Below are 18,128 nucleotides of genomic sequence, written 5' to 3' on the forward strand. Positions count from 1 at the left end.
TCGGCGAAAGAAAACCCCGGTTGCACGGGGTTTTCTTTCGCCGATATAGTAGGCGTGCCTAAGGCAGCCTAAGTATTTTGGGACAAGTCGCGAGTATCATTTTAATTCCATCAAAGCACCGCTCTTGATTAGTGCTTGCTGGTCTTTGTATCGAAACTGCATAAAAGCTGAAATGGCTGACAAGTAAGCTAGCTGTGTAGCTTTAGGTAGCTGATGCTGCTTTAAGAAACTGTTGTAATCAGTCGTGATATCAGCTACTGACTCATTTCTCAGAATTACGATTCTGCCTTTTTGATTGATTAGAAGTCGGCCAGAATCATGAGAGCCCCAAGTGAAGAAATAGATGCCATCTGAAAACTGTTTCTGCGAACGGTTGAGTACATTAAAAACAGGGATGTACTGGTATTGACCTGCGAAGATTTTAAGATTGACGCCATCATGTAATTCGATATAATGGCGGATTTGGAGTTCGATTGGAGTGGGAATCTTAATAGCTTCTTTGGCCGCAAAATCAAACCGCTGAGCTTGCGCTGTTGAAATCCCTAGACTCACGAACATGAGCCAGCAAACTACAGCGGCTTTGTAGCCGATTGAAGCATCTATCCCACTACGTTGCAATCGGAACTGATTACTACAGTGGTAGAGGTGCTTCACTGCGTTCAGCATGATGTTCTTTTAAATAACTATAGCTACTTCAGCAGCTCGTAGATGCCGGCGACGCCCTGGCCACCGCCCACGCAGGCCGTGACGATGCCGTACTTCTTGCCGCGCTCGCGCAAATCATCGAAGAGTTGGATGCTGAGCTTGGCGCCGGAACAGCCCAGCGGGTGGCCGAGGGCAATGGCACCGCCGTTCACGTTCAGTTTCTCGGGGTCAATGCCCAGCTCACGGACCACGGCCAGAGATTGCGAAGCGAAGGCTTCGTTCAACTCAAACAGGTCGATGTCGTCGAGTTTCAGGCCGGCTTGCTTGAGGACTTTCGGCACGGCTTTGATGGGGCCCATGCCCATGATGCGCGGGTCGACGCCTTCGGTGGCGTAGTTCACCATGCGGGCGATGGGCTCCAAGTTCAGCTCCTTCACCATGCGCTCCGACATCACAAGCACGAAGGCCGCGCCGTCGGAGGTTTGGGAGGAGTTGCCGGCGGTCACGGTGCCGTTGGCGGCGAACACGGGGCGCAGCTTGGCGAGGGCTTCCACGGAGGTATCGGCGCGGGGGCCTTCGTCGGTATCCACCACGTAGGAGCGGTTTTTCTTCTTGCCGGTGGCCTGGTCCACATAGGTTTCCTCTACTGTGATGGGCACAATGCTCTTGGCAAACTTGCCGGCCGCTATGGCTTTGATGGCCTTCTGATGCGACTGGTAGGAGAATTCGTCCTGGTCCTGGCGGCTGATTTTGTAGTCGTTGGCCACGGCTTCGGCGGTGAGACCCATGCCCATGTAGTAGTCGGGGTGCGCCATCGCCAGCTTGTAGTTGGGAACGGTTTTCCAGCCCACGGTGGGCACCATGCTCATGCTCTCGGTGCCACCGGCCACGATGCAATCGGCCATGCCGGCCGAGATTTTACCCACGGCCATAGCAATGGTTTCCACGCCGGAGCCGCAGTAGCGGTTCACGATAAGGCCGGGGACGTTGATAGGCAGGGCCAGCAGCGAAATCAGGCGGCCCATTTGCAGGCCCTGCTCGGCTTCGGGCACGGCATTGCCGACGATAACGTCGTCAATCCGCGTGGGGTCGAGGGCGGGCACCTGGGCCACGAGGTGCTTGATAACGGCGGCGGCGAGGTCGTCGGGCCGGGTGAAGCGGAAGGTGCCGCGCGGGGCTTTGCCCACGGCCGTGCGGTAGCCGGCTACGATATATGCGGTGTTAGACATGTTCTTTATCGATTCAAAATGAATTAATTGCGCAGCGGCTTGCCAGTCGTCAGAATGCTCTGAATCCGCTCCAGCGTCTTGCGCTCGCCGCACAATGACAGGAACGCCTCGCGCTCCAAATCCAGCAGGTACTGCTCGCTCACTTCGGTGGGCGACGACAAATCGCCGCCGCACATCACGTAAGCCAGTTTATCGGCAATAAGCTGGTCGTGGGTCGAGATGTAGTTGCCTTGCTGCATGGCGTATACGCCGGTTTTGAACATGGCCAGCGCGCCTTTGCCGTGTACTTTGATGTTGGTTTTCTGCACGGGCTGGGTGTAGCCGGCATCGGCCATATCGATGGCGGCAGCCTTGGCCTGGGCAATGACGCGGTTGCTATTCAGCACCACTTCGTCGCCCCGGCGCAGGAAGCCCAAGTCGAAGGCCTCGGCGGCGGAGGTCGAAACCTTGGCCGTGCTGATGGTCATGTAGGTGTTGCGCAGCAGGTTGAATTCGGGCTCGCCGTCTTCGTACTTGGCGGCCGTGCGCAGGGTCATTTCCTTGGTGCCACCGCCGCCGGGAATCAGGCCCACGCCGAATTCCACGAGGCCGATGTAGGATTCGGCGGCTGCCACCACGCGGTCGCAGTGCAGGTTCAGCTCGCAGCCGCCGCCCAGCGTGAGGCCGTGCGGGGTGCCCACCACCGGGATGCTGCTGTAGCGCATCCGCATCATGGCCTGCTGGAACTGCTGAATCATCATGTTCAACTCGTCGAAATCCTGGTCCAGCGCCTGCATGTACACGAGGCCGAGGTTGGCCCCGGCCGAGAAGTTCGGCGCGTCGTTGCCTACCACAAGGCCACGGTAGCCGGCTTCCGCCATCTCCACGCCTTTTAGCAGGCCCTGGATAACGTCGGTTCCCAGCGAATTCATCTTCGAGTGGAACTCCACGTTCAGGATGCCGTCGCCGAGGTCGATAACCGAGGCACCCGAGTTTTTCCACAGCACCTTGCCGCTGGCCCGCAGGTTGTCGAGAATGATGAAATTCTCCACGCCCGGCACCGACTGGTAGCTTTTCGAGGCGATGTCGTAGAACTGGCGCACGCCAGCTTCAGACACTTTATAGAACGAGGTATTGCCGGCAGCCAGCATTTCCGCCACCCACGGGGCGGGAGTACGGCCGGCGGCCTTGGCCAAGTCGAGACCGGCTTGCACGCCCAGCGCATCCCAGGTTTCAAACGGCCCCATTTCCCAGCCGAAACCGGCACGGAGGGCATCGTCCAGCTTGTACAGTTCGTCCGATATTTCGGGAATGCGGTTGCTCACGTAGGAAAAGAGACTGCCGAAGCTTAGGCGGTAAAACTCACCCGCCTTGTCCTTGCCACTCACCAGCACCTTGAAGCGGTCAGCAAGCCTTTCGATGGTTTTGGTCATCTCCAGCGTGGCGAATTTCACCTTCTGGCTCGGCTTGTACTCCATCGTACTAAGGTCGAGCGCGTGGATTTCCGACTTGCCGCCTTCACCCTTCACTTTCTTGTAGAATCCCTGGCCGGTTTTGTCGCCCAGCCACTTGCTCTCGCCCATTTTCTGCACGAAATCGGGCAACACGAACACGTCTTTGGCCTCATCATCCGGCAGACCCTGGGCCAGGCCGTTGGCCACGTTGATGGTCGTATCCAAACCCACCACATCCGAAGTGCGCAACGTGGCCGACTTGGCGTGGCCAATCACCGGGCCGGTCAGCTTGTCGGTTTCCTCCACAGTCAGGCCCAGCTTCTGCATAGTCTGCATGGCATCGAGCAGGGCGAACACGCCCACGCGGTTGGCGATGAAGCCGGGGGTGTCCTTAGCCAAAACCACCGTTTTGCCCAGGTACAAATCGCCGTAGTGTTGCAGGAAATCCAGCACCTCCGGCTTGGTGTCCGGCGTGGGAATGATTTCCAGCAGCTTCAAATAGCGCGGCGGGTTGAAGAAGTGCGTGCCGGCGAAGTGCTGCTTAAAATCCTCCGAGCGGCCCTCGGCTAGCAGGTGAATGGGGATGCCGCTAGTGTTGCTGGTAATCAGCGTGCCGGGCTTGCGAAACTGCTCTACCCGCTCGTAAAGGCTCTTTTTGATATCGAGGCGCTCGATTACCACCTCAATCGTCCAGTCGCAGGTAGCAATTTCTTTGAGGTTATCGTCGAAGTTGCCGGTTTTGATGCGGCTGGCGTCGGCCTTGCGGTAGAGCGGCGAGGGGTTGGCAACGATTGCGGCCTGCAACGCGGCATTCACAATGCGGTTGCGCACGGCGGGAGCCTCCAGTTTCAGGCCCTTTTTCTCCTCGTCAGGCATCAGCTCTTTGGGCGCAATGTCGAGCAGCAGCACCTGTACGCCAATGTTGGCAAAATGACAGGCAATGCGCGAGCCCATAACGCCGGAGCCGAGCACGGCCACTTTCTTGATGGTTCGATTCATCCTCTTTCTCTTTAAGGGGTGGTGAGGTGGGTTGGTTATGAATAATAGAACGTCATGCTTCGGCGGCGCTCAGCATGACGTTCTTTATGGTATTGTCGCGTGGCTTAAGATGCCGAAGATTCGGTGCGCAGCGGTTTCAGCACGAATTCCTCGAAGAGGGTTTTGCCCTCAATCATGCTCGTAATCTGGGCCGAAACTTTGAAGAAAACGTCCAGTTGGCTTTGCGATATTTTTTCCCGGATTTTCAGGTTGAAGTGGCGCACCGTCTGGCGCGAAACCTCCTTTTTCTCCAAGCCCAGTTCGGTCAGGAAAATGCGAACCGAGCGTTTATCCACGGAGTCGGCCTGCTTATAAATCAGTCCTTTTTCCTCCATGCTCCGCAGGATGCGGGTGAGACTGCGGGTTTCGAGGCCCAGCAGTGGGGCGATTTTGGTGGCCGGCGTGCCGCGCTCTTGGTCGATATTCAGCAGCACGAAGCCAATGCTCGTGGTAATATCGTTCTGAGCTGCCTGGGTGTTGTACATCCGCGAAATCGCGTGCCAAGCCACTTTTATGTTGTAATCGACGGTTTCTTCGGGTTTCATGGGCGGGCTGATAGTGCGGTAAACTTACGAAAAATTTGTTAGGCTTGCATACTATATCATAAAAAAAGAGGCACCCGGTGGGGTGCCTCTTTAGCCTTTCTATCAACCGCGCCGGTTACGGCACAATGAACGCAACCTGATTAGACGAAACGGCCGTGAGGCCGTTATAAGTGAGACGGCCGGTCAGGGGGTCAGTAAATGTCGTGAGCACAGCGGGCGCACCGTACACCACCATGTACACCGCGGTGCCACTGGCAAAACCGGCACTGTTGAAAGTTGCTTTGGTAAACCCAGCAATTAGGGGACTGGAACTAACTGAATAAATAGTTAGTAGCGAGCCGTTGGCAGCCGTTACACCAGGACTGCTGCTGGCGTAAATAGCCAATCGGGTGAACAATCCACTGGGCGTGCCAGGGTTGGTGTAAGGGATGTTTAACGTAACGCTGGTAGCGCTCTGGCCGCTGACCGAAAGGTTACCGAGCGTGGTCGTAGAAGGAGCCGAAATGCTATTGGTGCCGAGGAATGTCGGCTGGTCTCCGCCTACGTGGGCTACGCCAAGGCGGCGCACGGTTGCCAAGCCGGTGCGGGAGAAGCTCAAGTTGTACGTACCGTTGCGCAGGTTAGTGAATTCGTAGCGGCCGTCGGCATTGGTAGTTGCGGTAGCAGCGGGCGTCACACCTTCCAGCGTCACCGTAACGCCGCTTTTGGTCAGCAAATTGCCATACTCGTCGCTAGGTGCAACGAAGCCGAATAAAGTACCCGTCAGGTTTTGGCCGGAAGTACCAGCTGTACCGGCTGTACCGGTAGCTCCGGTAGCGCCCGCTGCCCCGGCAGGTCCGGGGTCCCCGTCTTTACCTTTGCAGCCGTTTAGTAGGAGTGCTGCGCTCAGTGCGAGGCAGGCGAATTTGGAAAGGTTACTCACGTATGAAGGTGAAATAGATGGTGGAAAATAAAGGAGCAAAGCTAAAACAAGAAAGCCCCCGCCTGATACAAGCGGGGGCTTTTTTTTCATTGCTTCTTCAGGCTACGAATACATCCCCTCAATGGCCTGCTTGTGATTTTCGGTAATAACCTTGCGCTTCACCTTCATGGTGGGGGTCATTTCGCCGGTTTCTACCGTCCAGAGCTCGGGCAGAAGGGTGATTTTTTTCACTTGCTCCCACTGGGCAAAGCTCTGATTGTATTTCTTCACCAAGCCCTCGTAGAGGTCCACGATTTTGGGGTTTTTCACCAGCTCCTCGTTCGGGCCATCGGGCACGCCGTTGCGCTTGCACCAGCCTTTGAGGTCGGAGAAAGACGGAATGACCAGCGCGGAGGCATACTTCATATCGGCCCCCACCACCATGGCCTGCTCAATGAGGGGGTCTTCCTTGAGCTTGCCTTCGATGACCTGCGGGGCAATGTACTTGCCGCCCGAAGTCTTGAACATCTCCTTCTTGCGGTCGGTGATTTTCAGGAACTTGCCGTTCACCAGCTCGCCAATGTCGCCGGTGTGGAACCAGCCTTCCTCGTCAAATTCCTTGGCCGTGAGCTCGGGCTGGTTGTAGTAGCCCTTCATTACAGAAGCCGATTTGGTCAGAATCTCCCCGTCGGCGGCGATTTTCACCTCCATGTTGTCGATGAGCGGGCCAACGGTGCCAATCATGTTATTCTCCGGCTCGTAGCCGCCCACCGCAATTACGGGCGAGGTTTCGGTGAGGCCGTAGCCTTCCATCACCCGAATGCCGGCGGCCCAGAACACGCGGGCCAGGCGAGGCTGCAAGGCCCCGCCGCCGCTCACGATGCAGCGCAGGTTGCCGCCCAAGGCCTCACGCCATTTGTTGAAAATGAGCTTGTTGGCCAGCGCCAGCTGTGTATTATAGAGAAAGCCCTGGTCCTTTTGGGTGTCGTATTTCAGGCCTAAATCCAGGGCCCAGAAGAACAGGCTTTTCTTGATTCCCTCCAGTTCGTGGCCCTTCTGCACGATTTTATCATATACTTTCTCCAGCAGGCGCGGCACAGTGGTGAAGATTTCGGGCTTCACTTCGCGCAGGTTATCGGCGATGACGTCCATGTTTTCGGCGTAGTAGATACTCACGCCGTTTATCATGTACAGGTAGGTCACCATGCGCTCAAAAATGTGGCAGAGCGGCAGGAAGCTCAGGGCCTTATCATTCTTCGTGACGGGCACGAAGCGTTGCGAGTTGCGGCAGTTGCTCAGGATGTTATCGTGCGTGAGCATCACGCCCTTGGGCTGGCCGGTGGTACCACTGGTATAAATGAGCGTGAGCAAATCGTCGGGCTCCACGGCAGCTTTCAGGGGCTCCAGGTCGGCGGCCTTGCCTTTTTGGCCCATTTCCAGCAGCTCGCTGAAATGGCGGGCACCCGCAACTTTATCGAAGGTGAAAATATTTTCGGCGGGAATATCGAGGCCTTCAGTGGCTTCGTGTACCTTGTCGAACAGCTTTTTATCGGCTACGAACACGGCCCGCACGCCAGCATCGGTGAAGATGTACTTGTAGTCCTCGACGGTGATGCTTGGGTACATCGGCACGCTGGTGGCCCCTATTTGGGAGATACCGAAGTCGGCCATCATCCACTCGGGGCGGTTCATGCTGATAATGGCTACTTTATCGCCGCGTTTGAGGCCGAGCGAAACCAAGCCGAGCGACACCAGATTGACCTGGTCCAGCAGCTGCTGGCTGCTGATGGGCACCCATTTACCGTCGATTTTGGAGGCCAGGGCGTCGGGCTTGGGCGACTCGGCAATTTGGTGGGTTAGGATATCAAAGGCGCGACGAACGTCCATGGGTGGGGTCAGATAAGGCGAATGGCGTGAATTTCAGCTTAAATAAAGCGCTTTTTTTGGGGCTGCGCGATGGTGAACACAATCCCGGCCGCAGCAGGCAGATTACGGGGCAGAACCAAATGAGTAGCAAAAACGCTCAAAAAGCCCCAAAAGCCGGCTTTTTTGGGTGTAATTTTGGGCTCTAGCATTCCCGCTCCCAATGAATCTGGCCCTGTTTTTTGACCCGCTGCCGGAAACGCTGACCGAGGCCGCGCCCGCGCCAACCACGCTGGCGGCCTACGCCACCCGCTTCACCGAAACGTTTCCCGACTGGCGCACCGCCGACCTGGCCCTCATCGGGCTGGATGAGTGGCGCGGCAGCGCGGCCGGCCCCCCCAATGCCCGGCGCCACGGCCCCAACGAAGTGCGCCAGCGCTTTTATCAGCTGCAAAAAGGCTCGGGCCTGCTCCGCTTAGTTGACCTTGGCAACCTGCGGCCCGGTCTCACTTTAGAAGACACCTACCAACGCCTGCGCGAAATAATTGGGGCGCTGCTGGAAGAAAACACGGTGCCCATCCTGCTCGGCGGCAGCCACGATTTGGACTATGGCCAGTTTCTGGCCTACGAGGTGCAGAACCGCACCATCAACGTGACGATAGTGGATTCGCGGCCCGACATGGCCGAGCCCGGCCCCGGCACCCCACCCGAAGAAAGCCACCTGCGCCGCCTGCTGGTGCATGAGCCCAACATCGTATTCAGCCTGGCCCACCTCGGCCACCAGCAATACCTGGCCCCGCCCGAGGTGATGGTGGCCCTCGAAAAGCTGCATTTTGACACCATGAGCGTGGGCGAGGTGCGCGCCGACCGCCGCCTGGCCGAGCCGCTGGTGCGCCAGGCCGATTTTATGAGCGTGGACATTGCCGCCATCCGCTGGCAGGACTCGCCGGGCTACTACCCCGCCAATCCCTTCGGCCTGGGCAATGAGGAAGCCACCCAGCTCTGCTGGTATGCCGGCCACAACGAGCAGCTTAGCTCTTTCGGCCTCTACGGCTACCGCGCCGATGTGGACGCTAACGGCCTGGCCGCCGCCACCATTGCCACCATGCTCTGGTATTTTGTGGAAGGCTTTTACCACCGCAAGCCCGAAACCGGCTTCGGCACCTTCCGCTTCCTCACCTACACCGTGGTGTTGCCCGGCAACCCCGATAAGCTGGTGTTCTACAAATCGCGCCGCGCCGAGAAGTGGTGGATGGAAGTGGAGCGCCTCGGCGACAATGCCACCAAGCGCGTGGTGCCCTGCACGTATGAGGACTACCTGAACGCCTCGCAGGGCGACCTGCCACAACGCTGGATTCGCCTGCAGGCGCTGCTGAGCTAGTGATTTGATAATGGAAATTTCAGCCATCCCCACCTACACCATTCGCCAGCTTGCCCTGCGCAACGGTCAGGACCGCGACGAAATCTGGGTGGCGTATCAGGGGCAGATTTACGACGTGAGCCGCTCCCGGCTGTGGCGGCGCGGCAACCACTACGAGCACTGGGCCGGCCAGGACCTCACCGCCGAGCTGGACAAAGACGCGCCGCACACGGCCAACGTATTCGACAATTTTCCCGTTGTGGGACAACTGCTGTAGCACATGCTTCAGCTTTTTCACCGCCTGACCTACTCCTTTTCCTGAACAAGCCAACGCCTGTTCTACTCGCAATGATGACCACCGAAGCCCCCTCCGAATTCAACAATCTTGAAACGCTGTCGACCACCGAGCTGCTGGCCGGCATCAACCGCCTCGACCATACCGTGCCCGTAACGGTGGCGAAGGCCCTGCCGCAGATTGAGGCACTGGTAGAAGCCACGGTGGCCCGGCTGCGCGAGGGCGGGCGCTTGTTCTACATCGGAGCGGGCACCAGCGGGCGGCTGGGCGTGGTCGATGCCTCGGAGTGCCCGCCTACTTTTGGCGTGCCCGCCGAGATGGTGGTGGGCCTGATGGCTGGTGGCGACGGGGCCATTCGGGTAGCCGTAGAAGGCGCCGAGGACGACGCCGAACAGGCCTGGAAGGACCTGCAAACCCACAACATCACCGCCAAAGACGTGCTGGTGGGCATTGCGGCATCGGGCCGCACCCCCTACGTTATCGGCGGGCTGACGCGGGCGCGGGCGGCGGGCCTAGCCACCGGCTGCGTGGTCTGCAACGCGGGTTCGGCCGTGGCGGCGGCGGCAGAGTTTCCGGTGGAAGTGGTGACCGGGCCGGAGTTCATCACGGGCAGCACGCGCCTCAAAGCCGGCTCCGCCCAGAAAATGGTGCTCAACATGCTCACCACCGCCACTTTCATCCGCCTCGGCTACGTGCGCGGTAATAAGATGGTCGACATGAAGCTTTCCAACGTGAAGCTGGTGGACCGCGGCGAACGCATGCTGATGGACGAGCTCGGCATTGAGCAAGCCGCAGCCGCCCGGCTGCTGAAGCAGCACGGCAGCGTGCGGGCCGCCCTGGAAGCGCGCAAATAGTCCTGGCACCCCATATGGCCGGCCTTAAAATTGGGATTGGACTGCTCAGCTTGCTTCAGGTACTGCTGCTGATGTGCCTGTATCAGCCGCTCCCGGAAATGCTGGATAAGCCGTGGTTTGATGCGATTTATAATGTCGTTTTCGCGGCCAGCAGTATCCTGCTGGTACTGCTGGCGTATCGGGCTTTTGTCCAGCACCGGGCCTTGCTGGGCCTGCTGGCGGCAGTGCTGGCTTTCCCGGGTCTGATGTTCTGGGCTACCATCCTGACCAGCCTTTTGGCGAACCGCAGCGCGGAATAATGGGTTAGCAGAAAACACCTTTTGCTTCTAAAGCGGCAGCCGTTTCGGAAACGGATACGGCTGTCCCCTCCCCTGCCAGCCCATGCACACCATCGAGCCGCACTACAACTGGATTGAGCAATACTCGGCCTCCGACGACCCGCGCTCTCCCCTTTTCGAGGCCGAAAACAGCCTCGACACTTACACCAATACCATCTACGGCTACTACATCCACCCGCAGTGGGACAGTCTGGGGTCGGACACGCTGTTCTTCAAAATACTCTTTGCCGACTACGAGCTGGGCATTGCCGTGCTCGAATTTATTGGCGAGTGGAACGACGCCATCGAAAACGACATCATGGAGCTCAAGCGGAATATCATCGATATTCTGGTGCATGAGGGCATCCGCAAGTTCATTCTCATCGGCGAAAACGTGTTCAACTTCCACGGTGCCGAAGACGATTATTATGAAGAATGGTACGAGGACGTGGAAGACGGCTGGATTGCGGGCATCAATTTTCAGGAGCACGTGCTGCGCGAGATGAAGCAGTACAACGTGGACAACTACGTCAACTTCGGCGGCCAGCTCGACGACCTGCCCTGGCGCACCTACGAGCCGCGCCGGCTGTTTGAAGTAGTGGATGGCTTGCTGAACCGCCGCCTGGGGCTGCCCGAAACCGCGCTGTAAACTATTAAGCATTAAACGCAAAAAAGCCTCTCCGTTGCCGGAGAGGCTTTTTTATTAACCAGGAGGCAAGAATTACTTCTTAACTTCTTCGGTCGTGGTGGTCGTGGTGGTAGCGGGAGCACCAGCAGCGTCCATTTTGTCAGCGTTGTCCTGGATGGCTTCGCCTTTGGCATCAGCCGAGTCACGCACCATGTCAGCCTTGTCTTCCATGGCATCAGCTTTGGCTTCGCCAGCGTCTTTCACGTTTTCGCCAACCTGCTCTTGTGCATCTTCTTTCTTGCTGTCGCACGAAGTGAAGGTGAACGAACCGAGGGCCAGGGCGAGGAACAATACTTTTTTCATCTTGGGGTTTGTTTTAAATGTGGTTGATTTTCAAGCAAGTTTTAAAGGTTTGGCCGAAGCTTACCTTCAAATTCGGGGCTTTATACCTCCTCTTAAAGAAGGTAACCCGCTACCTGAAAAAAATTGTGAAGAATTTATGAGGCCGCACCAGCCCGCTTACTTCTTGCGGAACAGGATGCCGATGGGCACGCCCGTGAAGTCGAAATGCTCGCGCATCCGGTTTTCGAGGTAGCGCACGTAGTTGGTCTGCACGTACTGCGGCAGGTTGGCGAAGAAGGCGAACACGGGGTTGTGCGTGGGCAGCTGCGTCACGTACTTGATGCGAATCATTTTGCCTTTGAGGGCGGGCGGGCCGTACTTCTCAATCTCCTTCAGCATGATGTCGTTCAACTGCGAGGTCGGGATTTTGCGGCGCTTGTTGTGGTACACTTCGATGGCCGTTTCGATGGCCTTATGTACGCGCTGCTTGTTCAGCACCGAAATGAAAACGACGGGGATATACGCAATGGGCGCAATCTTTTCCAGAATTTTCGCCTCGAACTCCTTAGAAGTATTGGTTTCCTTGTTTTCCACCAGGTCCCACTTGTTCACCAGAATCACGATGCCCTTGCGGTTTTTATCGGCCAGGGTGATGATGTTCACGTCCTGCGCCTCGATGCCGCGGCTGGCGTCCAGCATCACGATGCAGACGTCGCACTCTTCCAGGGCACGCAGGCTACGCATGTTGGCATAGAATTCCACGTCCTCACTCACCTTGGCCTTGCGGCGCAAACCGGCCGTGTCCACCAGAATAAACTCCTTGCCGAAGGCATTGTAGCGCGCCGAAATCGAGTCGCGGGTGGTGCCGGCAATTTCGGTCACGATGCTGCGGTCTTCGCCGAGCAGCAGGTTCACGAGGCTGGATTTGCCCACGTTGGGGCGGCCTACCACGGCAATGCGCGGGATTTCCGACTCCGGCTCTTCCTCGCCGGGCTCGTCAAAGTTGGCCACCACGGCGTCCAGCAATTCGCCGGTGCCGTGGCCGTTGGCGCTGCTGATGGCGTAGATTTCGCCGTCGCCCAGGCCCAGCGAGTAGAACTCGCCCACGCCGTTGGCGCGCAGGTTGGTATCGGCCTTGTTGGCCACCATATAGATGGGCTTCTTGCTGATGTAGCGGCGCAATACGTGCGCAAACTCCTCATCGAGGCCGTGTACGCCGGCTTCGGCGTCCACCATGAACAGGATGACGTCGGCCTCTTCAATGGCCAGCTTCACCTGCTTGTTTATTTCGCCCTCGAAAATATCTTCCGAATTATGCACGTAACCACCCGTGTCAATCACGGTGAAGTTCTTGCCAATCCAGTCGCCGTAGCCGTAGTGGCGGTCGCGGGTGACGCCGCTCTCGTTGTCCATAATGGCCTTGCGCTGGCCCACGAGGCGGTTGAATAGCGTGGATTTGCCCACGTTGGGCCGCCCCACGATGGCGATGGTGTTCTGCTTTGACATGTTGTGTGGCCCCAGCCGCCGACCCGACCTAGATTCGGCAGTGCCCGGGGTTATTTAGTTTTAGATGGTCGGAAATATTGTAGCGCGGACTTTGTATTCCGCGAATTGAATAATTGTTGGGTCGCGGACTACAAAGTCCGCGCTACAGGCTATTGGTAGCCAAACCGGCTCAATGCTTTCGCGTCGGTGCGCCAGTTCTCGTTCACTTTCACGTACATTTCGAGGAAGACTTTCTTCTGGAAAAACTTCTCCATTTCCTCCCGCGCCCAAGTGCCGACCTTTTTCAACGCCTCGCCGCCCTGGCCGATAACGATGCCTTTCTGGGAGTTGCGCTCAACGTAAATGATGCCGCGAATGCGGATGATATCTTCCTCTTCCTTAAACTCTTCGATAACGACCTCGCAGCTGTAGGGAATTTCTTTTTTATAGAGCTTGAAGATTTTCTCGCGCACCATTTCGGCGGCGAAGAAGCGCTCGGGCTTGTCGGTTAGCTCGTCTTTGGGGTAGTAGGGCGGGTGGATGGGCAGGCGCTCCATCACGAGCTGCAGCACGCCGTCGGTACCGAACTGCTTGAGGGCCGAGATGGGAAGCACTTCGGCGGCGTTGGGGAGCTGCTCTTTCCAGTAGACCAGCTTGGCGGCAACTTCTTCCTGGTTGGCCTGGTCAATTTTGTTGACGAGGAGAATGATGGGGGTATCCACCATTTTGCGCAGGCGCTCCACTACGGGCTCCTCGTCGTGCTTCTCGTAGATATCGGTCACGAAGAGCACCACGTCGGCATCTTCGAGCGACGAATACACGAAGCTCATCATGGCGTTGTGCAGCTCGTATTTGGGCTGGATAATGCCGGGCGTATCGGAATAAATCAGCTGGAAATCATCGCCGTTGAGAATACCCAGGATGCGGTGACGCGTGGTCTGGGCCTTGCTCGTGACGATGCTGAGCCGCTCGCCCACCAGCGCATTCATGAGCGTGGACTTGCCCACATTGGGCTTGCCAATGATGCTCACGAAGCCGGCGCGGTGGGGTTTAGTTTCGGGGTTCACGATGGATGGGTTTGATAATCAGGGCCGCAAAGGTACGGCTTGCGGGGCGGAAAAGCTAGGATGGGGCCGAAGAAGGAAGCCAGTCCGGCATGCCGAGCGTAGCCGAGGCATCTCGCGTGCCACTACTAATGCTCTTGCCCAGCAATTGAATTACTACCTCACGCGCGGTGCCTCGGCTGCGCTCGGCATGCCGGACTGGTTCGCTCACTGAGGCCCGCAGAATTTCGCTTTTGGTCAATCCGATTTGCGGGAATTGTCATTGAGGCCGCCGGGGCCGGGCCGGACCTTTGAGCCCTACTTCACCCTCATTCCAAAACCATGAAAACTCCCTCGCAAACCCGCGTGCTCGTGCTCGGCGGCACGGGCAGCATTGGCCAGGCCGTGGCCCTCAACCTGCTGGGCAAAAGCTACCGCGTGACACTGCTGGCCCGCACGCCCGCCAAAGCGCGGGCGCTGTTTGGCACGCCCGCCAACCTCACCATTGAAGCCGGCGATGCCGAAGACCTGCCGCGCCTGTTGGAAGTGAGCCGGGGGCACGACGTCATTTTCCACGGCATCAACTACCCGTACCACCAATGGGAGGGCACGCAGGAGCGCATGACCCAAAACGTGATTGAAGCCGCCAGCCAGGAGCAGGCGCTGATTGTGTTCCCCGGCAACATCTACAATTTCGGCCTGACTACGCCCATCCGGGAGGATTCGCGGCCTGCGCCCATTACCAAAAAAGGGGCAATCCGGGTGCGGCAGGAGCTGCTGCTGGCCCAGGCCGCCCGCGCTGGCCGCTGCCGCGTCCTGAACGTGCGGATGCCTGATTTCTGGGGGCCAACGGTGGTGAACGAGGGCACGATTCCGATTTTTGAGGGGGCATTGCTGGGCAAGGCGATGCCGTGGCTGGTGACGGCCGACCTGCCGCACCAGTTCGTGTACACGCCCGATGCCGCCGAAATCATCAGCCGCCTGCTGGCGGAAGGCCCCCGCGAGGCCTACGAAGTGGTGAACTACGCTGGACAAACCACGCCGTCGGTGCGGGCGTTTTTCACCCGAATCAGCCAGGTGGCCGGACAGCCCACAGCGCGGGTGCGGGTGCTGCCGCGCTGGCTATTCACGGTGCTGGCCCCGTTTATGCCGATGATGAAGGCCATGAAAGAGATGCTGTACCTCTACGACCAAAGCATTTTGGTGGATGACTCGGCGTTGCGCCACCGCCTGCCCCAATGGCGCGAAACGCCCCTCGATGAGGCCATTGCTACTACCCTGCGGTGGTTTGCCGAACACCGGCTGCACCGGGTATTTGAGCCGGCGGGCGGGGCTACGCCGCCTGCCGCCGAAACGCGCCCGGCGTTCGTCCCGTCCATTTTTTGAAGGAGCGGACAAACACGCTGGGTTCCGAATACCCCAGCAGGTAGGCAATGTCGGTGGTGCTGATGTGGGGCTCGCGCAGGTGGCGCTGGGCCAGGTTCTGGCGCACCTCGTCGAGCAGCTGCTGGTAGGTATGGCCCGCTTCCCGGAGCTTGAGCTGCAACGTGCGCACGCCCAGGCACAGGTGGTCAGCCACGGCGGCCAGCGTGGGGGCTTCACCTTTGAGCCGACGCACGATTTCAGCCCGCACCTGCTCGGGCAGCGTGGGCAACTGGGCCGACAGCTGGGCCAGCAGCGCCGTGGCGTGCTGCTCGAATAACGGAAACAGGGCGGGGTTGGCGTGGCGCACGGGTAACGCCAGCGTCGCCGCATCGAAGGCTACTCCCGAAACCAGCGCGTTGAATGCCAGCGCCTGGGTACCGAATGCCTGCTCATGCTCTAGCGTATTGGCGGGGGGCGGGTAAGCCAGGCGCACAGCACGCGGGGCCACGGGCTGGCCGGTGAGCACCGCCAGGGCCGCGATGTAGAGCGAAAGCTCCGAGTTGAGGACGTACTGCGGATAGATGATGTCGGCGCTGGTTAGCTCCAGCGTCAGCCACGCGCCGCCTGGCCATTCGGCGGCTGGCTGCAGACGGGTACGCACGCCTTCACAAGCTAAATCCTGGTAGCGGCACAGCTGCGCCAGGGCAGCGGCTACCGTGGGGGCGTGCATCATGACGTAGGCCAGGGTGCCGGCGGTGGCGAAATTGACGAGGCGGCCGAGGTGCAGGTCGAGGTACGGGTCGGCGGTGGCGGCGATAATGAGCGGCCACAGGCGCTGGATGGTGGTGATGGGCACCCGGTCATCGGGCCCGGCGGCGGGGTTGGGGTAATAGCCCACGGCCCGGCACAGGGCCGGCACGTCTGCCCCGCGCTGGGCGGCCGCTCCAAGCAGCAGGTTCAGCGACGAAACGGCGAGGGTATTGGGCGGCGTCATGAGGGGCAGCGGGTGAATCCGACCGCAAGTACGGGCCGGCGGCTAAACCAAGCGGCGGGCCGGGTGGTTTGTCAGACTCACGCCTCTGCTACTGATGACGATTCTTGCTTTTTCGGGCAGCCCTCGGCCGGGCTCGGCGGTAGGCCAGCTGCTGCACGCGGCGGCAGCCGGGGCACCGGCGGGCGTAGCGTTTGCTTTTTACGAAGCCATCCTCGACCTACCCCTGTTCAGTCCCGACCTCGACGGTGCCGGCGCGGTGCCGCCGCCCGCTGTGTTCGCCCTGCGCGCCCAAGTGGCGGCGGCCGATGCCGTGCTCCTCGCCACGCCCGAGTACGCCTACGGCATGCCCGGCAGCCTGAAAAACGCCTTGGACTGGTTGGTATCAGCCGGCAGTTTCTATGGCAAGCCAACGGGTGTGCTCAGCGCCTCGCCCTCGGCTCTGGGCGGCGAGCGGGCTCGTAGCAGTCTGCTCCTGACGCTGGAAGCACTGGGCGCGGCCGTGGTGCCAGTCGCCGCGTTTGCCGTGCCGCTGGTGCGAACGAAACTCAACGCGGCCGGTATGGTAACCGACCCAGCCCTGGCCGCGCAGCTCCGGGTGGCCGTGGCGGCGCTGGCGGCAACCGTACCGGCTGCGCCCGCCGCCGCTTAATGTGACTTCATTCCTTCGGACCTTTGCCCTATGACTCCTTCTGTTGCCCCTGCTCCTGTTACCGCGCCGGTTTCGATGGCCCGCCGCATCGGCGTGCTCCTCGTGAACCTTGGCACCCCCGACTCGCCTAACACGCCCGACGTGCGCCGCTACCTCAACGAATTCCTCACCGATGGCCGGGTGGTGGACATGCCGGCTGCTATTCGTTACCCACTGTTTCAGGGACTGGTGGTGCCGCTGCGGGCCCCCAAATCGGCCAAGATTTACAAGGAATTGTGGACGGAGCGTGGCTCGCCGCTGCTCTTCCACGGGCTTGACTTACAGGAAAAGGTGCAGGCCGAGTTGGGCGAGGGCTACGTGGTGGCCTTCGGGATGCGTTACCAGAAACCCAGCGTAGAGAAGGCCTTGGAGGAGCTGCGGGCCGCCAACGTGGAGCGCATCATTGTGCTGCCGCTGTTTCCGCAGTATGCGTCGGCCAGCACGGGCTCGGTGCAGGAGAAGGTGATGGACATCGTGAAAGACTGGTGGATTGTGCCCAGCATCAGCTTCATCAGCCAGTTTGCCACCGACCCCGGCTTCATCGCCACCATCGTGGCGCGCGGCCGGGCCGAGATGGACAAGCAGCACTACGACCACGTCGTGTTCAGCTACCACGGCATCCCAGAGCGCCACGTCAAGAAGGGCGACCCCACCAACTACTGCCGCTTCGGTAGCTGCTGCGACACGCTCACGCCTACGAATCAGTATTGCTACCGTGCCCAGTGCTTCGCTACCTCGCGTCTGGTGGCGGCGGGCCTGGGCCTACAATCCGAGCAGTACACGGTAGCCTTCCAAAGCCGCCTGCAAAGCCGCCTGCGCGACCCGTGGCTGCAACCCTACACCGATGAGGCGCTAAAGCCGATGCCCGCCAAAGGCATCAAGAACGTGCTGGCCTTCAGTCCCGCCTTCGTGGCCGACTGCTTAGAAACGACCATTGAAGTGGGCGAGGAATTCAAAGAGTTGTTTGAGGAAGCGGGCGGCGGCCATTGGCAGTTGGTGCCTTCGCTGAACTCGGAGCCGCAGTGGGTGGAGGCCGTAGCCGACATGATTCGGCGGAATTAGGGCGCGGATAATGGCGTGGCTGGGGAAGGCGCTGTTGAGCT

General features: G+C 59.3%; 18 protein-coding genes. 8 read left to right on the plus strand and 10 right to left on the minus strand.

Features of this window, described 5'->3' with window-relative positions; translation table 11 throughout:
• Nucleotides 1-96: 96 nt before the first annotated feature.
• The 6 genes from ACVWYF_RS05075 to ACVWYF_RS05100 form a co-directional block, all read right to left on the minus strand.
• Nucleotides 97-654, minus strand: a complete 558-nt coding sequence (locus tag ACVWYF_RS05075) for a hypothetical protein (RefSeq protein ID WP_457065289.1) — start codon at nt 652-654, stop codon at nt 97-99.
• A gap of 35 nt (nt 655-689) precedes the next feature.
• A complete protein-coding gene (locus tag ACVWYF_RS05080; RefSeq protein ID WP_457065291.1) occupies nt 690-1,874 on the minus strand; it encodes an acetyl-CoA C-acyltransferase in 1,185 nt (394 codons plus the stop codon).
• Nucleotides 1,875-1,897: 23 nt separating this feature from the next.
• Complete coding sequence (locus ACVWYF_RS05085) at nt 1,898-4,306, minus strand: 3-hydroxyacyl-CoA dehydrogenase NAD-binding domain-containing protein (RefSeq protein ID WP_457065293.1); 2,409 nt, start codon at nt 4,304-4,306, stop codon at nt 1,898-1,900.
• A 104-nt stretch (nt 4,307-4,410) separates the two neighbouring features.
• Nucleotides 4,411-4,890 carry a MarR family winged helix-turn-helix transcriptional regulator gene (locus ACVWYF_RS05090; protein ID WP_457065295.1) on the minus strand — a complete coding sequence of 160 codons (480 nt, stop codon included), beginning with the start codon at nt 4,888-4,890 and terminating at the stop codon, nt 4,411-4,413.
• A gap of 115 nt (nt 4,891-5,005) precedes the next feature.
• Complete coding sequence (locus tag ACVWYF_RS05095) at nt 5,006-5,902, minus strand: carboxypeptidase-like regulatory domain-containing protein (protein ID WP_457065297.1); 897 nt, start codon at nt 5,900-5,902, stop codon at nt 5,006-5,008.
• A gap of 12 nt (nt 5,903-5,914) precedes the next feature.
• Entirely contained in the window at nt 5,915-7,678 is a 1,764-nt protein-coding gene (locus ACVWYF_RS05100) for an AMP-dependent synthetase/ligase (RefSeq protein WP_457065299.1), read from the minus strand.
• Between the two features lie 199 nt (nt 7,679-7,877).
• Between ACVWYF_RS05100 and ACVWYF_RS05105 the strand changes: the two genes are divergently transcribed.
• The 5 genes from ACVWYF_RS05105 to ACVWYF_RS05125 all read left to right on the plus strand — a co-directional run bounded on the left by ACVWYF_RS05105 (nt 7,878) and on the right by ACVWYF_RS05125 (nt 11,129).
• Entirely contained in the window at nt 7,878-9,035 is a 1,158-nt protein-coding gene (locus tag ACVWYF_RS05105) for a formimidoylglutamase (protein ID WP_457065301.1), read from the plus strand.
• 10 nt (nt 9,036-9,045) lie between these two features.
• Nucleotides 9,046-9,291: a cytochrome b5 domain-containing protein gene (locus ACVWYF_RS05110; RefSeq protein WP_457065303.1), complete on the plus strand. Its 246-nt coding sequence runs from the start codon at nt 9,046-9,048 to the stop codon at nt 9,289-9,291.
• 74 nt (nt 9,292-9,365) lie between these two features.
• On the plus strand, nt 9,366-10,163 hold the full coding sequence (gene murQ, locus ACVWYF_RS05115) for an N-acetylmuramic acid 6-phosphate etherase (RefSeq protein WP_457066501.1): 798 nt from the start codon (nt 9,366-9,368) through the stop codon (nt 10,161-10,163).
• A gap of 14 nt (nt 10,164-10,177) precedes the next feature.
• Complete coding sequence (locus ACVWYF_RS05120) at nt 10,178-10,462, plus strand: hypothetical protein (protein WP_457065305.1); 285 nt, start codon at nt 10,178-10,180, stop codon at nt 10,460-10,462.
• A gap of 82 nt (nt 10,463-10,544) precedes the next feature.
• The gene (locus tag ACVWYF_RS05125; RefSeq protein ID WP_457065307.1) at nt 10,545-11,129 is read left to right on the plus strand and encodes a hypothetical protein; all 585 of its coding nucleotides are present in this window, start codon (nt 10,545-10,547) and stop codon (nt 11,127-11,129) included.
• Nucleotides 11,130-11,201: 72 nt separating this feature from the next.
• On the opposite strand, the gene ACVWYF_RS05130 is transcribed toward ACVWYF_RS05125, so the two are convergent.
• The 3 genes from ACVWYF_RS05130 to era all read right to left on the minus strand — a co-directional run bounded on the left by ACVWYF_RS05130 (nt 11,202) and on the right by era (nt 14,002).
• Nucleotides 11,202-11,471: a hypothetical protein gene (locus ACVWYF_RS05130; RefSeq protein ID WP_457065309.1), complete on the minus strand. Its 270-nt coding sequence runs from the start codon at nt 11,469-11,471 to the stop codon at nt 11,202-11,204.
• 156 nt (nt 11,472-11,627) lie between these two features.
• Nucleotides 11,628-12,956 (minus strand): ribosome biogenesis GTPase Der, encoded by a 1,329-nt coding sequence (der, locus tag ACVWYF_RS05135; RefSeq protein ID WP_457065311.1) that lies wholly within the window; start codon nt 12,954-12,956, stop codon nt 11,628-11,630.
• A gap of 149 nt (nt 12,957-13,105) precedes the next feature.
• Nucleotides 13,106-14,002, minus strand: coding sequence for a GTPase Era (gene era, locus ACVWYF_RS05140; protein ID WP_457065313.1), 897 nt, complete (start codon nt 14,000-14,002; stop codon nt 13,106-13,108).
• Between the two features lie 318 nt (nt 14,003-14,320).
• Between era and ACVWYF_RS05145 the strand changes: the two genes are divergently transcribed.
• A complete protein-coding gene (locus tag ACVWYF_RS05145) occupies nt 14,321-15,364 on the plus strand; it encodes an NAD-dependent epimerase/dehydratase family protein (protein WP_457065315.1) in 1,044 nt (347 codons plus the stop codon).
• Here the strand turns inward: ACVWYF_RS05145 and ACVWYF_RS05150 are convergent.
• Entirely contained in the window at nt 15,312-16,337 is a 1,026-nt protein-coding gene (locus tag ACVWYF_RS05150; RefSeq protein WP_457065317.1) for an AraC family transcriptional regulator, read from the minus strand. The two genes, ACVWYF_RS05145 and ACVWYF_RS05150, sit on opposite strands and share 53 nt — an antisense overlap.
• Before the next feature lie 94 nt (nt 16,338-16,431).
• Between ACVWYF_RS05150 and ACVWYF_RS05155 the strand changes: the two genes are divergently transcribed.
• Both ACVWYF_RS05155 and hemH read left to right on the plus strand, forming a co-directional pair.
• A complete protein-coding gene (locus ACVWYF_RS05155) occupies nt 16,432-16,986 on the plus strand; it encodes an NADPH-dependent FMN reductase (protein WP_457065319.1) in 555 nt (184 codons plus the stop codon).
• A gap of 30 nt (nt 16,987-17,016) precedes the next feature.
• A complete protein-coding gene (hemH, locus tag ACVWYF_RS05160) occupies nt 17,017-18,087 on the plus strand; it encodes a ferrochelatase (RefSeq protein ID WP_457065321.1) in 1,071 nt (356 codons plus the stop codon).
• Nucleotides 18,088-18,128: the final 41 nt, after the last annotated feature.

The sequence above is a fragment of the Hymenobacter sp. UYAg731 genome (assembly GCF_054061335.1).